This window comes from Accumulibacter sp. (assembly GCF_029255145.1).
GTDB lineage: Bacteria > Pseudomonadota > Gammaproteobacteria > Burkholderiales > Rhodocyclaceae > Accumulibacter.
In genome coordinates, this window is the sequence record NZ_JAPUVQ010000007.1 from 1 (window position 1) to 14806 (window position 14806).

Consider the following 14806-nt stretch of genomic DNA (forward strand, 5'->3'; position numbering starts at 1 on the left):
CATATAAAATTTTACATCCGTATCAAGGGGATACATACTTTGCCTTGTGCTCGCCTGACGCGCAACCGGTTTCTGGGTCCGCCGATCAATTTATGCCAATGGCGCGTTACGTTGAGAGCATTGGGTATATATCTGGCTCCAAACGGAGTACTCGATCCTGCCCTTGGTCTTGCCGTCCGTATGGGTCGTCTCATACATCCAGCCAACTTCCTGCTCGACCTCCTTGAGAAGTTCCTTCCCCGCCTTGGCAAAAGCCTCCACGTCAAAAGGCAGGTTGTAGTTCGCCGCGATGAACGTTGCAGCAGGCGACAGGTCGTTGAGGATGACGCGCCGCGCCCCCCACCTGGGGGCAGCCTTGCCTTGCTTCTTCCACTCGGTCTCCAGTTCATGCCGGTAGGCGGCCGGGGCCGATCCGCACCACTGCGCTGCGACGCCGGTCATACCCGAGCCGGCGAAACCGTCGAGCACGAGGTCGCCCGGGTCGGTGTAGTGCAGGATCGACGGCACGATGGCCAGATGCGGCACCTTGGTGTGGTACGAGTGCGCCTTGTAGAGCGGGTCCGTCTTCCCTACCGACACGTCGATCGTCTGCGGCTCGCGGCTGTACTTCACGCTCGGGTCGTGGGGCTTGCCGTAGCGGCGAACGAACTCTTCGAGGAACGGGTTCGGGCAGGCCGTGTAGTACGGCGGGTCGGACATCGCCAGGATGGCTTCGTCGGTGCCATGGGGGAATCCTTCCGTCGTGCGAAACGCCGGATCTTTTAGCTTCTCGGACAACAGTTTCAGGAAGTGTTCGCGCCGGGCCTGCTCGTTCGGAAATGTCTGGCCGAGGCATTCGACATGGCCTGATTCAGCCTTCTGGTTATGGAAAAAATCATTCATCGGGTCTTATCTCGCTGAGATCAACTGGGCCCACGGTTGAATCGTTGTCCTGTTTTTTTCGGTTTTACCGCGATGGCCACAGCCTTCCCGGTTTGAAGGGTTTGGCGTATGGCACTGGCCAGCACAGAAGACTGGCTGGGTGTTGTGCCCACCCATGCCTTGGCAACCACTGTGGTAAATGCGGAGTTGTCGAAATGCCGTCCTACGTTCTCGTAGGTCACTCGTCGGCCGCCACGCGGGCCTTTGATGCCTGGGTGCTGCTCAATCAACTTCCAATAGTTCAGAGGCAAATACATGCCAGGGACTAGGCCAATGTTGTCAGGGTTGAATACAAGCCGTGGGCAAAGCTTGAGGAAGAAGGGGTTGTCCGTCAGTCGAAAGCCGTCATGTGCTGTATTTACTTCACAGGCTTTCAGTTCGGCCAACAGCGCGTCCATCCTGGTTATTTCCTCTGCCAGTTGATGGTTGGGTAGACGAAAACCGGCAGTCATGTTGCCTTTGTCATCATCCTCGCGCTCCATGGCTTTGTACTGAACCATAACGAAACTTTGGAAGGTCTCGTTGTAATAGATGAGATCGGTGCCTGTCTGCTCTTCAAGTGGTAGTCGGTTGGCGAGGATCACCGTCAAACGCTCAGAGTCAGACTCGAAAACAGCGGCGTTATAGGGCATGGCCTTAAGGATATCGAACCCGGGCAAATGCATCAGGTCATGCACCACCATTGGGTCCTCCCGTAGTCGCGCGTTCGGCAAACCATCCAAGAATGAAACTAGCGTCCCATCAGGTGGTGCCCATTCTTGAACTGGATTACGGCCCATGTCCGCAATCGCAAGCGCCGTCAGAACAGCCTCTTTTTGGTACGCGAGGTTGTCGCACGCTTTCGAGGACAATCGGCCTAAGCGGGCCACCCGTTGGCTGCTGTACCTGTCAAGGATGGCGCTCGATTGCGGCGCAAGTTGTCGCACAGCTTCGACGACTGCTGCGAAACCCTTCTCGGTTAGAAGTCCGCCAGACGCGAAGCGCTTTTCAACCGACGCCTTGTTCCGTTGGGGTAGCAGCTTGAGAATCTGCGCAATAGGCAGCGGGGACGGCAGCTTCTCAGACTTGTCAAAATTCAGCCTTCTCAAACCGGTACCAGCAGCAATACCACGTCCACCCAACGCGATATGCGTAACCTTCCTCCCGATCACCAGGAAACAAACCAAGGGCGCATTGCGGCTGTGCTGAAAGTCAGGAACTGGCTCAGCAAAGCGCTGCTCTTCCTCGACACACGCGATGAATAAAGTCATCCGATCTTTGGAAAGAAGGGCAACGTATCCGCTTGCTTTGCCCATTATTAGCTATCCCTTTTCGCCGGCTGAACGATCTGTTGGCCAGAGGGTGTCAGCCGATAGCGCTGCTTGCTGCTGTTCGGTTTGTCCGGGATGGTCATCTCCATCAAACCTTGCGTCAGCAAGGGTGTGAGCAACTGGTTACGGAACTTGGTTCGGTTGCTGCGGTTGGCCCACGCCATCAGTTCTGTAATGGCATGCTCGCCGTCTATCTTGGCCAGCAGCGCTCGGTGCTCCTGCGTCAATTGGAACCTGGTCCCGACTTGGTCCCGACTTGGTCCCGACTCAGTCCCAACTTGCCCGGTGACTTGTTCAGTCACTTGTCCATTTTTCGCTGCCGGCTTGCGTTCGACTTGTTCAGTGACTTGTTCACTCCGGGGCCGCCACAGCACCGCCTTGAATTGATTGCCGTCACGTTCGTCAATCAAGTCAATCCTGGGCCACGCGCCCAAAGCCCGCGGGATGCCGGTGCCCAGACCGCGATAGGGCAGGATGTGGGCGGCGTGTTCGGCCAGCACCTTGTTGCGACGGTTCGATCGGCCGGTCAGGATTTGTTCATGCGTCAGGCTGTCGGGCAACGGGCCGGGGCTGATGATTTCAACGCGGTCGACAAAGATGAACAGGCGGATGGTGGCATTGGTAAAAAAATCCCGATGTACCAGCGCGTTGACCAACAGTTCGATAAAGGCTTCTTCGGGTACTTCGAGCAGCCCTAAGCTGTTGAAGCCCTGGTTGCCCTGTACATGGTGCAGATTGCGCTTGATGAAGCCCATGCCGCTCTGAAACTGCTCCTCCAGGGAGCCTTGAATGTTTTCGCTGTCGAGGTAGCGGCTGTCCGACAGCCTGGTGCCGGGAAAGCAGACAGCGGCAACCATGCAAACGTGCAGATGCCTTTCGGGGTTTTTGCCGAACAGCAGCATGCCGGCCAGGTTGGGCACACCGTCGGTGGCCAGCTTGAGGTTTTCAAATAGGGCCGGCAGTGCCAGGCCGGTTTGTTCCGGGCTTTGCTTGTAGCGCCGTTCGAAGTAACGGGTAAAGGCGCGTTCGTCGATATCGGCCCAGCTGGCGTCGCTCACCGGCACCTGGTCGGCTTGCAGCAAGCCGGATGCCTGGAACATGCGCTGCATTTCCTCGCGAGCGGTGACGTGGCGTTTGTCGGCACCGTTCTTGACCCAGACGCGCCCCTGCAAGTCCATATAGGGCTTGTTCAGGCCCAGCGCAACATTCACCACCAGGACCAGCCCTTGGTCGGTCTGGATGTTCTGACTGGTCGGGCTCAGTGGTGGACGGACGTGCTGACTGGCCGCATTGGACAGCAGTTGGTTGAGACGACCGATATCCTGCTGGGTCAGGCCGACCGGCTGACCATCATCGGCGACACCGATCAGGATTTGTCCACCACCGCCATTGGCGAGTGCAGCCAGTTCAGCGGCCAGGGAATCGGCATTGGTGAAGTCGCGCTTGAACTGGTGGCGGCTGTCTTCGCCACGGGCAAGAACGGTGTCGAGTTCAGCCGGGGTCATTGTTACTCCACGACGAACCGCAGCTTGCTGGCGTCCTTGCCCTTGCAGCGGTCATTCAGGAAGGCTTCGAATCGTTTGCGGAGGTCGTCCGGCGTGGCCGGCGAACCGCCTTGCAGCAGGGCTTTCCTGATGTCGTCGCCACTGACGCCGATCTTTTCCAGTCCCGACAGCGCCTCTTGCACGGCGCTGACAAAGTCCGGGGTCACGGGGTCGGCCAGCTTTTTCGACGTGACGAACTTTTTGATCAGCTCACGGGCGGACGCTTTCAGCAGGTCGAGATTGGCCTGAATGATCGGGTCGTCCAGGTTGTCGAGCAGCGTCTGCTGCCAGCCGTCGAGCAGCCGGTCCAGCTCCTCATCCAATTGCTTGAGCACGTTGGCGGCCGGCAGGAAGTCGCCTTGCTCGTTGGCAGGGCGGAAGCTGCAGTGTGGGCAGTAGGGGCTGGCAGCCAGCTCCGACTCCACCAATGACGCGCAACTCTTGAGCTTGTCGAGCTTGTCGTCGAAGGTGGTGAGCTGGCTGGTGGGCATCAGAGCGATACCAGCCAGGGCCCGCATGGCGACCAGACGCGAGTCCTTGCGCAAGGCAGACTTGGTCTTGTCCTCGGCCACGCTCAGGCGGGCCTTGCTGTGCTGGGCGATGTAGGCGTTGAGGTAGCCCTTCTTGAGCTGGGCGAGCGTCTGCCGGTACTCGGCTGCATGCTGGGCGTTGCGGTCCAGCGCGAGCTTGTCGAGGATGTCCTTGCGGGTGCTCTGCGCCTGCTTGACCCAGGCGTGATCGCTGGCCAGCACCATTTCAGCTTGCGACAGGTAGGCCGCCGTGCTGCCCAACTCGCTCACCAGTGCCAGCAGCTTCTCAACGGATGCCAGAACTTCGAGGTTCTTCTTCTGGGCGTCGATGTCGTCGGAGCCGATGCGCAGGTTTTTCAGCTTGCCAACCGTGTTGTACGGCGTCAGACCCTCAGTGAAGGTCTTGAGCGCTTCCAGACGGCTGCGCCAGTCGCGGATTTCGTCGTCCGTGAGCAGGGGCCTGCCCCAGAACGTGAGCCTGCCTTGCAGATCGGTGCCCGCCGTCAGGACACGGCCGACCAGCCTGGAGACGGCTTCGAGGAGCTGCTTGACGGGTTCCTCGGAGCCTTGCGTGGCCAGTTGCGCCAGGCCGGGCGACAGGCCGAGCAGCTCGAACAGCGACCGCAGAACGGCGACGTTGATCTCCTTCGGCGCCTCGACATGCTTGAACTGCTTGAGATCTTCGAGGCCGCGTTCGGCCAGCAGCGTGATCTTGCCGGAGTCGATCCTGTCGCCGGTGATCGCCAGCACGATGTCGCCGGAGTAGACCAGGCCACCCAGCACGACCACCAGCAGGTCGGGCTCCAGGCGGAATTTCACCGGGTGGAAGTACTCCACGTCGGTTTGTCCGTTCAGCAGCTCGCTGCGGTTCAGCACCTGGCCATGCCCCTTGGCCTTCAGGCGGCTCAGCACTTCCTGCGCGTAACGCGAACGGCCTGGCTCGATGCGGTCGCCGTCCAGCATCTCCAACGCGTCGAGCACGGCATTGGCGTCCTTGGTGCGGGTGCCGCCGGCCAGCGCCTTCAACGCATTGCCCACCAGCGGCTTGCGGTTGGACTCGGTTACCAGCACCGGAAAGGTCGGGTACTCTGGCGAGACTTCGGCAAACTGCTGGTTGAGCGCCAGGCCGGAGACGACGTTGACGACGTCGCGGAAGTTGGCGCGCTCGTCAGACCCCAGGCGCAGCCTGTCGCGGATGGAGACGCCCTTGGCCCAATCCTGCAGGGTTTTGGACTTGCCCTGGTAGGTGACTTCGAAGGCGGTCATCTGCTTTTCCTGCAGCCACTTGCTCATGTCGCGCAGCGCGCCTTTGGCTTTGTCCAGGTAGACGGCCTTGGCGCCGCCGCTGGCGGTGGAGGCAAGGTCCTGCGCCGCCGCGTAATACGCCAGATGGCGCTTGATGGCTTCGTCCAGCCCCTTGAGCCGGATGAACACCTCATCCGACTTGTTCACGTCGCGGAAACGCGGCGGCTCGAAGGGCTGGATGAAGTAGACGTAGAAATCGCGCTCGGGCTGGGCGGTAGGCCGATCGTTCGGAGCGCCGAAGAACAGGTAACCGTTGCGATCGACGCGACGGTCCTGCCACTCGATCGGGTACTGCCAGATCTGATGGCCGGTGACGTAGGTGCTCTCGTCGGTACGTTCCATCAATTGCTTGACGGCGCCGTAGTAGGCGCGGTCGAGCGCGTCATCCGACAGTGCCTCGGCACGCTTTTCGATCTGCGCGTCGTAGTCGACATCCTTCTTGAGGTCGAGGTAGTACTGCTCGCCGGTTTTGTCTCCTAGCGGGGCCTTGGAGATGAACTGGCCGTTGACCGTCTTGACGATCTCGCGCAGGGTGGTCTGCACAGCGGTGAGCAGATCGTCGGCGGGGTCACCGCCCAGGTCTTCAATGCCCGGCTGATACAGGCACAGTGTGTCCCGCAGCTCGGCAGCGGTCGGTCCGACCGGGACGTAGATGTCGCCGCCCGTGGTCAGCCGATGCACCGACAGGCCGGCGATCACGCGCTGCGCCATGGGCTTGTATGTCGGGCGGGTGAAGGCCTTCAGCACGCGCTCGGCCAGGACCTCGGACACTTTCAGGACGGGGCCGATGCTGGGGTCGGAGCGCAGCACCGAGTTCGAGGTCACGGTCTCCCAAAACTTGTCGTAGCCGATCAATCCTGGACGATCGTTTGGAACCTCGTCATTCAGGACGGCCTGAATCTGGTCGCGCAAGGTGACCAGCGCACCACGTTTCTCGGTGAAGATCAAGCGCTCGAAGGTGCCGATGTACTCGGGGTGAACCGGGAACAGACGCACATACTCGTCCATGCGCTCGTTCATCGAACTGTAGAACTTGGCGAACCTGGTGAGGTAGGTCCGGATCTTGTTCTGCTGGTCAGCGGTCTTCTTCAGCAGGCGCTCGGCGACCACAAAGCTGACGTCCTGCCGAGCCAGCAGCACCTGGGTGAAGCGGTCCTTCACACGGCGCAGGCTGTCGGCGACATGCTGGAAACGGTTGCTGTCGAAGATGGCTTCCTGCACGCCGGCCACGAAGCGGAAGCGCAGGTGCTTGGTGACTTCACCGATCTCGCGCAGGAACGACAGGTCCAGCACCAGGTCGTGATCCTTGCGCGAGCGCAGGTAATCGAGAAACTCGTCGACCACCAGCAGCACGCCGTGGTTGGGGTGAGCCTCGGCGAACGCGGCCATCATCTCTTCGAATGCGGCCTTGTTGTTGACCACCTTATTGGCCGCCGGGAACGAGTAGCTCACTCCATTCTTCTCAAGGAAGAGCTCGAGCTCCTGGGTGATGATCTCCCGCAGCGACATCTGGCTGGAGATCTCGATGCGGTGCACCTTGAACTTGCCGGCGATCTTTCCCGCCGCTTCGGCGACCTTGGGGTGGCGGATCATCGGCTGGTAGGCCGCGTCCTCGGCGACCAGGGACAGCACCGACATCAAGTGCGACTTGCCGGTGCCGTAGTTGCCGACCACCAGCACGCCCATGTGGTCGACGGACTCATCGAAGGAGATCTGCGGAATCATCTGCCTGGCGATCCGCTCGGCCATGTCGTCGGACATGACGTAGGTGGCGACGAGCTTCCTCGCCTCGTCCGGCCGATTGGCGTCGAGCAGTTGGATGACCGATTCGATCGGTTCGAATTGAATGAGATCGCCGTAGCGCATGCCCTGCTCGCTTCCCTATGGCTGAATTGCGAAGGGGACCAGGCCTGCAAGGCCGTAGTCCTGACGTTCCGGGTGCCCCATGTCGGCGTAGGTCAGCCGGCCTGTTCTTGTATCGCCCTGCAACTCGCCCGGCCAGACCGCCACGACGCGGCGCGCATGCGCGTGCCGTTTCAACAGCTCAAGCGGGTCGAGCTGGAGGGTCCGGTCGAACAGGATCTCGATGTTGTCGATCAACAGCAGATCGCCGCTGGCGTGCTGATCAGCCAGTTCGCGCAGGATGGTGCTGGTCTGCAGATGGCGCTGTTTTTGCGGAATTGCCGCCAGACGGCCACCCAGCTCCGAACCGACATTCATCGGTTCAGTCGCTACCCGCTTGCCAAACGCGAGCAGCAATGCAGTCTTGCCAGCATGCGGAGTTCCCACCAGAAGGATCAGCTTGCTGTGGAGGGCCGCGACCTCGTTGGCCAACCGTTCAAGTTTCTCAAGCATTGATGGCATTCTCCCCCAGCCGCGCCGGTTGAGGGCGAGTTGTTAGTATCCTTGCCCTGCCACCATCGTTATCTTGATGGGATAGGAGTCGAATCTTATTCCTGTAATGGCCCCCTCTACAAGCGAAGCTGGTGCCGGTGCCGGGTTGTCGCTATCGGTTCAGCGGCCAGACGCGGTGAACTTCGCTTCCGGGATGTCCTTGAAGCTCCGCCGGATCAAGAACCTGTGAATTCAAGTTCGCCGCGCAGCCCTGAAAGGAGCGCGGGTTTGGCCGCCCGCCTCGATGCGCCGCACGTATATAATGTGCGGTTCCTCCTTCAAGCGAACAGACAAGACATGGAAGCCGAACAACTCAACATCATCGACAACCGGCTCGACGACCTCGGTCAACGAGCCACCGAACTGCGGAGGTATCTTTGACTACGATCAGAAAGCTGATCAGTTAAAGGCGGTCGCGCTCGAACTTGAAGATCCGAAGGTGTGGGACGACGCCGAGCGCGCGCAGGCGCTTGGCCGCGAAAAGCGATCGCTCGAAAACGTCGTCCTGACGCTCGATCGTGTCGGCGACGGCCTGCGTGACGCCGGCGAGCTGTTCGCCATGGCGCGCGACGAAGACGATGACGAGACGCTGAACGCCATTGCTGCCGATCTCGACACGATCGAGAATGAGGTGGCCGGGCTCGAGTTCCGGCGCATGTTCAATAACCCCGCCGACCCGCTCAACTGCTTCGTCGACATCCAGGCCGGCGCTGGCGGCACCGAAGCGCAGGACTGGGCGGCGATGCTGCTGCGCATGTACGTGCGCTACGGCGAACGCAAGGGCTACACCGTTGAAGTGCTCGAAGAGTCCGAGGGCGAGGTCGCCGGCATCAAGACCGCCAGCATCAAGCTCGCCGGCGAGTACGCCTATGGCATGCTGCGTTCGGAGACCGGCATCCACCGCCTGGTGCGCAAGTCGCCGTTCGACTCGAATGCCCGCCGCCACACCAGCTTCTGCTCGGTGACCGCCTACCCCGAAATCGACGACTCGTTCGAAGTCGACATCAACCCCTCCGACCTGCGTATCGACACCTACCGGGCGTCCGGTGCCGGCGGGCAGCACATCAACAAGACCGATTCGGCGGTACGGATCACCCACCTGCCGACCAATATCGTCGTCCAGTGCCAGAATGACCGCTCGCAGCACCGCAACCGCGCCGAGGCGATGGCGATGCTGAAGTCACGCATATACGAAGCCGAGATGCGCAAGCGCCAGTCCGAGCAACAGAAGCTCGAGGACGCCAAGTCCGACATCGGCTGGGGTCACCAGATCCGCTCGTACGTGCTCGACCAGTCACGGATCAAGGACCTGCGGACCAACGTCGAGGTCGGCAATACCCAGGGCGTCCTCGACGGCGACCTCGACCAGTTCATCGAAGCCAGCCTCAAACAGGGAGTATGACCCGTGAAAAAACTCGCCCGCTGCATCTGCCTGGCCACCGCGCTGGCCACCGCCCCGCTCACTCCGGCCGTCGCCGCATCACTGGAGAGCTATGTCGGCCAGCAGCCCGAAGCGCTGCTCAAGTCGAAAGCGGACTTCGCCAGGGCCTACCGCAGCGCCGTCAAGGGAGTCGATCTGCCGGCGTGGACCAAGCGGCTGGCCGCCGGCAAGGCCTCCGAGGTGGTCGTCATCGACAATAGCCGCTACCTGCTGACCTCGGCCTGCAGTTCCAGGGGCTGCCTCGACGAAATACTCTATGTCGTCTTCGACCCAGGCAGCGGACTGGCCAGCGGGTTTTTCTACCTGCCGCCGGCGGGCGACACCCCCGGCGACACGCGAACCGCTTTTTCGCGCTGGTACGGACTGCCCACCGACGCCGGCAAGGCCAAGGCCATCAGCAACTTCCTGATCGAGCGCGCGGCCACCGACACGCAGTCCCTGGCCAACCCACCCAAGAAGTGATCGCGAGACAGCCGTTCATCATGCCTGACACCAACACCCATCAGAACGCCGCGCCGCAACACGACGAGAACCACATCATCGCCGAACGTCGTGCCAAGCTCGCCGAATGGCGGCAGACCGGCAGCGCCTATCCGAACGACTTCGCGCGCGAGAATACCGCCGGCAAGACCAATGCACTGTACGAGGCAAAGACCCGCGAAGAGCTCGCCGGGACGCCGGTCGAAGTGCGCGTTGCCGGCCGGATCATGCTCAAGCGCGTGATGGGCAAGGCCTCGTTCATCACCCTGCAGGATCTTTCGGGGCGGCTCCAGGCCTACGTCAGCCGCGACCAGATCGGCGAGGAAGCTTATGCGGCGTTCAAGCGCTGGGACATGGGCGACATGGTCGGCGCCGTCGGGACGCTGTTTCGCACCCGTACCGGCGAGCTGACCGTCGAATGTTCGCAGGTGCGGCTGCTCGCCAAGTCGCTGCGGCCGCTGCCGGAAAAGTTCCATGGGCTGACCGACCAGGAACAGAAGTACCGCATGCGCTACGTCGACCTGATCACCAACGAGCAGTCGCGGCTCACCTTCGCCGTGCGCAGCCGGATCGTGCAGTCGATCCGCGGCTACATGGTCAATGACGGCTTTCTCGAAGTCGAGACGCCGATGATGCACCCGATCCCCGGCGGGGCGTCGGCGAAACCCTTCAAGACCCACCACAATGCCCTGGACATGGAGCTGTTCCTGCGCATCGCGCCCGAGCTGTACCTCAAGCGCCTGGTCGTCGGCGGCCTCGAAAAAGTCTTCGAGATCAACCGCAACTTCCGCAACGAAGGCATCAGCCCGCGCCACAACCCAGAATTCACGATGATGGAGTTCTACGAGGCGTATTCGGAATACCGCCGCCTGATGAACTTCACCGAAGGCCTGCTGCGTCACAGCGCGCGCGAAGCGCTGGGTAGTGAGGTCTTCGAATATCAAGGCCGGACGCTCGACTTCGCCCGGCCCTTCGCCCGCCTGACGATCATCGAAGCGATCCGCAAGGAACATCCCGAGTTCAACGTCGAGCAACTCGGCGACGCCACCTGGCTGCGCGACCAACTGACCGCGATGAAGGTCGTGGTCAGCACCGCAGCGGGTCTCGGGACGCTGCAATTGCTGCTCTTCGAGGAGACCGCCGAGGCCGGACTGTGGGATCCGACGTTCATCATCGACTACCCGGCCGAGGTCAGCCCTCTGGCGCGCCGCAGCGACCGCAACCCGGAGATCGCCGAGCGCTTCGAGCTGTTCATCGCCGGCCGCGAGATCGCCAACGGCTTCTCCGAGTTGAACGACCCGGAAGACCAGGCCGCGCGCTTCCTCGAACAGGCCCGGGCGAAGGACGCCGGCGACGAGGAAGCGATGTACTACGACGCCGATTACGTCCGCGCGCTCGAGTACGGACTGCCGCCGACCGCCGGCTGCGGCATCGGCATCGACCGGCTGGTGATGCTGCTGACCGACTCGGCGAACATCCGCGACGTGATCCTGTTCCCGCAGATGCGGCCGGAGTAAGCGAGCCAAGCCGCAGACCGGCCGGTCGATGAACCGTCGCGCGATCGTCATCGGTGCCGGCCTGGCCGGCAGCAGCGCCGCCGAACGCCTGGCCGCGCGCGGCTGGAAGATCACGCTGATCGACGCTGCCGACGCCCCCGGCCAGGGCGCTTCGGGCAATCTGGCCGGTGTCCTGCGGCCGCTTCCCTCGCTCGACGACAACCGCCTGGCGCAACTGACGCGGGCGAGCTTCGAGCACGCCCGCCGGCATTTCGCGGCGCTGACCGCCGCCGGCCAGCCGCTGCGCTGGGCTCAGACCGGCGTCCTCCACCTGGCCCGCGACGACAGCCACGAAGCCACCCAGCGGCGGGTCGTCGAGCGGCAACAGCCCGCGCCCGGCGAGCTTCGCTTTGTCGAACGCGACGAAGCGAGCGAACTTGCCGGCTGGCCGGTCGCCAACGGTGGCTGGTGGTTCCCCGGCGGCGGCTGGGTCGACCCCGCTTCACTGTGCCGCGCCAACCTGGCGCGCCATGCGGCGCAAATCACGCCGCGCTACGCGTGCCAGGTCGCCCAGATCGACCGCCATGCCGGCCTCTGGCGGGCGCACGACGGCGCCGGCGCGCTGATTGCCGAAGCGCCGGTGCTGATCCTGGCCAACGCCGCTGCCGGCCGGCACTTTGCCGCGACTGCGCATCTGCCGTTGCGTGCCGCCCGCGGCCAGGTCTCGCATCTCGTCGCCGATGCGGCGTCGGTACCGCAAATCGTCGTCTGCCGCCTCGGCTACGTGACCCCCGCGATCGACGGCCTGCGCAGCACCGGTGCCACCTTCAGCATCGGCGACGGCGATGCCACGCTGCGCGCCGCCGATCACGCCGAAAACCTCGCCAAGCTCGATTTCATTCTGCCCGGCTACGGCAGCCACATCGCCGCAGCCGAACTGGCCGGGCGCGTCGGCTTCCGGCCGCTGTCGCCCGATCGCCTGCCGATGATTGGCGCGGTCGCCGACGCGACGGCGGTCGACCCCGACCGGCCGGCGCGGCCGCTTGCCGAAATGCCACGGCTGGCGGGCCTCTACGTGATCAACGGTTTCGGCGCCCGCGGCATCGTCTGGTCGGCGCTCGCCGGCGAACTTCTCGCCTGCCTGGTCGCCGGCGAAACGCCGCCGCTTGCCGACGATCTGGTCAACGCCGTCGATCCCGGCCGCTTCCTGCTGCGCGGCCGGAACCGGCGCGTACGCGGCGCCGCAAGGTCGTTGATCGACGGCTGAGGGGTCCGCGGCGCGCGCCACAAATGGCAGCTGCGGCCAATCGATGCGCCGGGCGGCCAGGGTATTCCGGCAGTCTTCTAGACCCCGCGCATTGACCAGCCGAGCATCAGCAGGCCGCTCGCGGCGATCCAGCTTCCTCCCACGCGCACGGCGATTCGTGCCCATTGTGCGCGCAACTGGACGACCAGAGCGGCGACCAGGACGACCAGAACAAACACCGCAGCAGCGAGGCCGAGAGCGGCGACAATCGCCACCACCGAGAAGCCCATTCCCGTTCCATTCAGGTATCCATGAACGAGGCCGAGCAAGGCAGCGAGCGCGGTCATCGAGCGCAAGGACAGCTTCGCGTCGACGACGACCAGGCCACCGAGCAGCACCAGCCAGAGCGACGACGCCAGCATGCCGGCACTGGCAGCTGCCGCGGACAAGCCGCAGAAGCTGCCGAGCAACCATGCCGCCGGCAGCGTGAACATCGCCCGGCGGCCGTAGGCCGCACCACGCAGCCCGGCCAGCAGCGCCAGGGCCAGAGCGGCCGCCAGATCCTCGGGGCTGCTCATGAAATGCAGCAGGCCGTCGTACACCGGACCCATGCCGGTCGCGTTCAGGTGCGCCTCGGCAGGGCCGCAGGCGAATGCCACGACGCAGAAGAGGAGGATCCGCGCACGCATTCGCAACGCCATCACGCCGTTCATGAAAACGCCTTCCACATGAAGAAGGCGCCGCCCGCAGTGACCGCCGCTCCGGCGCTGCGCAGCAGTCGTCGCCCCCAGCTCCAGCGGTGGAAAGTGCCAATGCCGATGCCCAGCGCGTGCAGACATCCGGTCGCGATCACGAATCCCATGCTGTAAAGCAAGGCGCTCTGGCCCGGCGGGAGCTCGGTACCGTGCGCGTGGCCGTGGAAGATCGCGAAGCAGCCGACGACGAGTGCCGCGATGACCAGCGGTGGCCGCACTTCGAAAGCGACCGCGGCTCCGAGCACGATCGCCGAAGCGGCGATGCCGATTTCCACACCGGGAAGTTGCAGGCCGAAAAATCCGGACACGCCGCCCAGCGCCATGACCAGTGGAAACGCCACCGGCAGCACCCAGATCGCCGGCGCGCCGAGCTGCGCTCCCCACAGTCCGACGGCGACCATCGCCAGCACGTGGTCCAGCCCCGAGAGCGGATGCTGCAAGCCAGCCAACAAGCCGGCCGCCCCGCCCTGCTGTACGTGCGCCAACGCCGCCTGCGCCCAAAGGGTCGCCGGCACGGTCGCCAGCAGCGCCACCGTTCGCGGCGACAGGCGCTGGCGTCGCTGCCTCACCGCCAAGCTCCGATCAGCAAAGCCACGCGCTGGATCGTCCAGAACGCACCGAGCGTCCCGACGAGATAGCCGGGGAGTGCCTCCACCCAGCGCGGCCAGCGGACTTCCAGGACGCGGAAGGAGCGCTCGATCGCCAGCACCAGGGCGACGAAAGCGAGCTGCCCCAGTTCGACGCCGACGTTGAAGGACAGCAGTGCCAGCGGCAGGTCCTGCCGCGGCAGGCCAGCACTGGTCAGTGCGGTGGCGAAGCCGAATCCGTGCAGCAACCCGAAGGCGAACGCCACTACCCAGGGATGACGGATCGTGAAGCTCGTCTCGCCGCGCCGGACACGGACGATCTCCGGCCCGAGAAAGAGGATGCTCAAGGCGATGACGGCATTGAGCGGCAACGCCGGGACCTGCGCGTAACCGAGCGTGGCGATGGCCAGCGTGATGCTATGGGCGACGGTGAAGGCAGTGATCGTCTTCACCAGCATCCAGCGGTTGCCGACGATCAGCAGCAGGCCGAGCACGAACAACAGGTGATCGGCGCCGAACAGGATGTGCCGCAAGCCCTCGACGGCGTAGGTGCCCGTCACCTCCCACCACGTTTGCGTGGCAGCGATCTCGACCCAGGGCTGCGAAGGGCGGACGATGGTTTGCACAGTGCGGCCGTCCAGCAGCTCGACCCGGACCAGTGCATCGGTGATCGTAAATTCAGATTTCCTGATCCCGGCCGGGAATGTAGGTAGAATTCCGGAATTGCGAGTAGCACTTTATTTCGAAGGCCATAATTTTCGTATGGCATAGACCAAGCGTCGCTAGGAGTGCAAGGA

At 63.2% G+C, this 14806-nt stretch carries 11 protein-coding genes and 1 pseudogene; 4 read left to right on the plus strand and 8 right to left on the minus strand.

Annotated elements, in window-relative coordinates; all coding sequences use genetic code 11:
* Positions 1–123 precede the first annotated feature (123 nt).
* From Q1L50_RS00585 to brxF, 5 genes and pseudogenes are all read right to left on the minus strand, one after another.
* Positions 124–882 (minus strand): annotated as a pseudogene (locus Q1L50_RS00585) (DNA methyltransferase); the annotation flags it as partial.
* 20 nt (positions 883–902) lie between these two features.
* A complete protein-coding gene (locus Q1L50_RS00590) occupies positions 903–2216 on the minus strand; it encodes a hypothetical protein (protein WP_300335150.1) in 1314 nt (437 codons plus the stop codon).
* Positions 2217–2218: 2 nt separating this feature from the next.
* Complete coding sequence (locus Q1L50_RS00595; RefSeq protein WP_300335151.1) at positions 2219–3736, minus strand: RNA-binding domain-containing protein; 1518 nt, start codon at positions 3734–3736, stop codon at positions 2219–2221.
* A gap of 2 nt (positions 3737–3738) precedes the next feature.
* Positions 3739–7476, minus strand: coding sequence for a DUF6079 family protein (locus Q1L50_RS00600; RefSeq protein WP_300335153.1), 3738 nt, complete (start codon positions 7474–7476; stop codon positions 3739–3741).
* A 15-nt stretch (positions 7477–7491) separates the two neighbouring features.
* Positions 7492–7974 (minus strand): BREX-3 system P-loop-containing protein BrxF, encoded by a 483-nt coding sequence (brxF, locus tag Q1L50_RS00605; RefSeq protein WP_366145195.1) that lies wholly within the window; start codon positions 7972–7974, stop codon positions 7492–7494.
* Positions 7975–8301: 327 nt separating this feature from the next.
* Between brxF and prfB the strand changes: the two genes are divergently transcribed.
* The 4 genes from prfB (at position 8302) to mnmC (ending at position 12688) form a co-directional block, all read left to right on the plus strand.
* Positions 8302–9406 (plus strand): peptide chain release factor 2 gene (prfB, locus tag Q1L50_RS00610; protein ID WP_300335155.1). Its coding sequence is split into 2 segments (ribosomal slippage): positions 8302–8382 and positions 8384–9406, totalling 1104 coding nucleotides; the frame shifts between segments, so codons are not numbered across the junction.
* A gap of 3 nt (positions 9407–9409) precedes the next feature.
* On the plus strand, positions 9410–9907 hold the full coding sequence (locus tag Q1L50_RS00615; RefSeq protein ID WP_300335156.1) for an Ivy family c-type lysozyme inhibitor: 498 nt from the start codon (positions 9410–9412) through the stop codon (positions 9905–9907).
* A 20-nt stretch (positions 9908–9927) separates the two neighbouring features.
* Positions 9928–11442, plus strand: coding sequence for a lysine--tRNA ligase (gene lysS, locus Q1L50_RS00620; protein ID WP_300335158.1), 1515 nt, complete (start codon positions 9928–9930; stop codon positions 11440–11442).
* A 28-nt stretch (positions 11443–11470) separates the two neighbouring features.
* Positions 11471–12688 carry an FAD-dependent 5-carboxymethylaminomethyl-2-thiouridine(34) oxidoreductase MnmC gene (gene mnmC / locus Q1L50_RS00625; RefSeq protein ID WP_300335159.1) on the plus strand — a complete coding sequence of 406 codons (1218 nt, stop codon included), beginning with the start codon at positions 11471–11473 and terminating at the stop codon, positions 12686–12688.
* Between the two features lie 77 nt (positions 12689–12765).
* Here the strand turns inward: mnmC and Q1L50_RS00630 are convergent, their stop codons facing one another.
* From Q1L50_RS00630 to Q1L50_RS00640, 3 genes are read right to left on the minus strand one after another with little or no spacing between them, the layout of a single operon-like run.
* Positions 12766–13380: a HupE/UreJ family protein gene (locus Q1L50_RS00630; RefSeq protein WP_300335160.1), complete on the minus strand. Its 615-nt coding sequence runs from the start codon at positions 13378–13380 to the stop codon at positions 12766–12768.
* Positions 13377–13949, minus strand: a complete 573-nt coding sequence (locus Q1L50_RS00635) for a HupE/UreJ family protein (RefSeq protein WP_300335162.1) — start codon at positions 13947–13949, stop codon at positions 13377–13379. The genes Q1L50_RS00630 and Q1L50_RS00635 overlap by 4 nt, the downstream gene beginning before the upstream one ends.
* Positions 13950–13987: 38 nt before the next feature.
* Positions 13988–14635, minus strand: coding sequence for a HupE/UreJ family protein (locus Q1L50_RS00640; protein WP_300335161.1), 648 nt, complete (start codon positions 14633–14635; stop codon positions 13988–13990).
* Positions 14636–14806 lie beyond the last annotated feature (171 nt).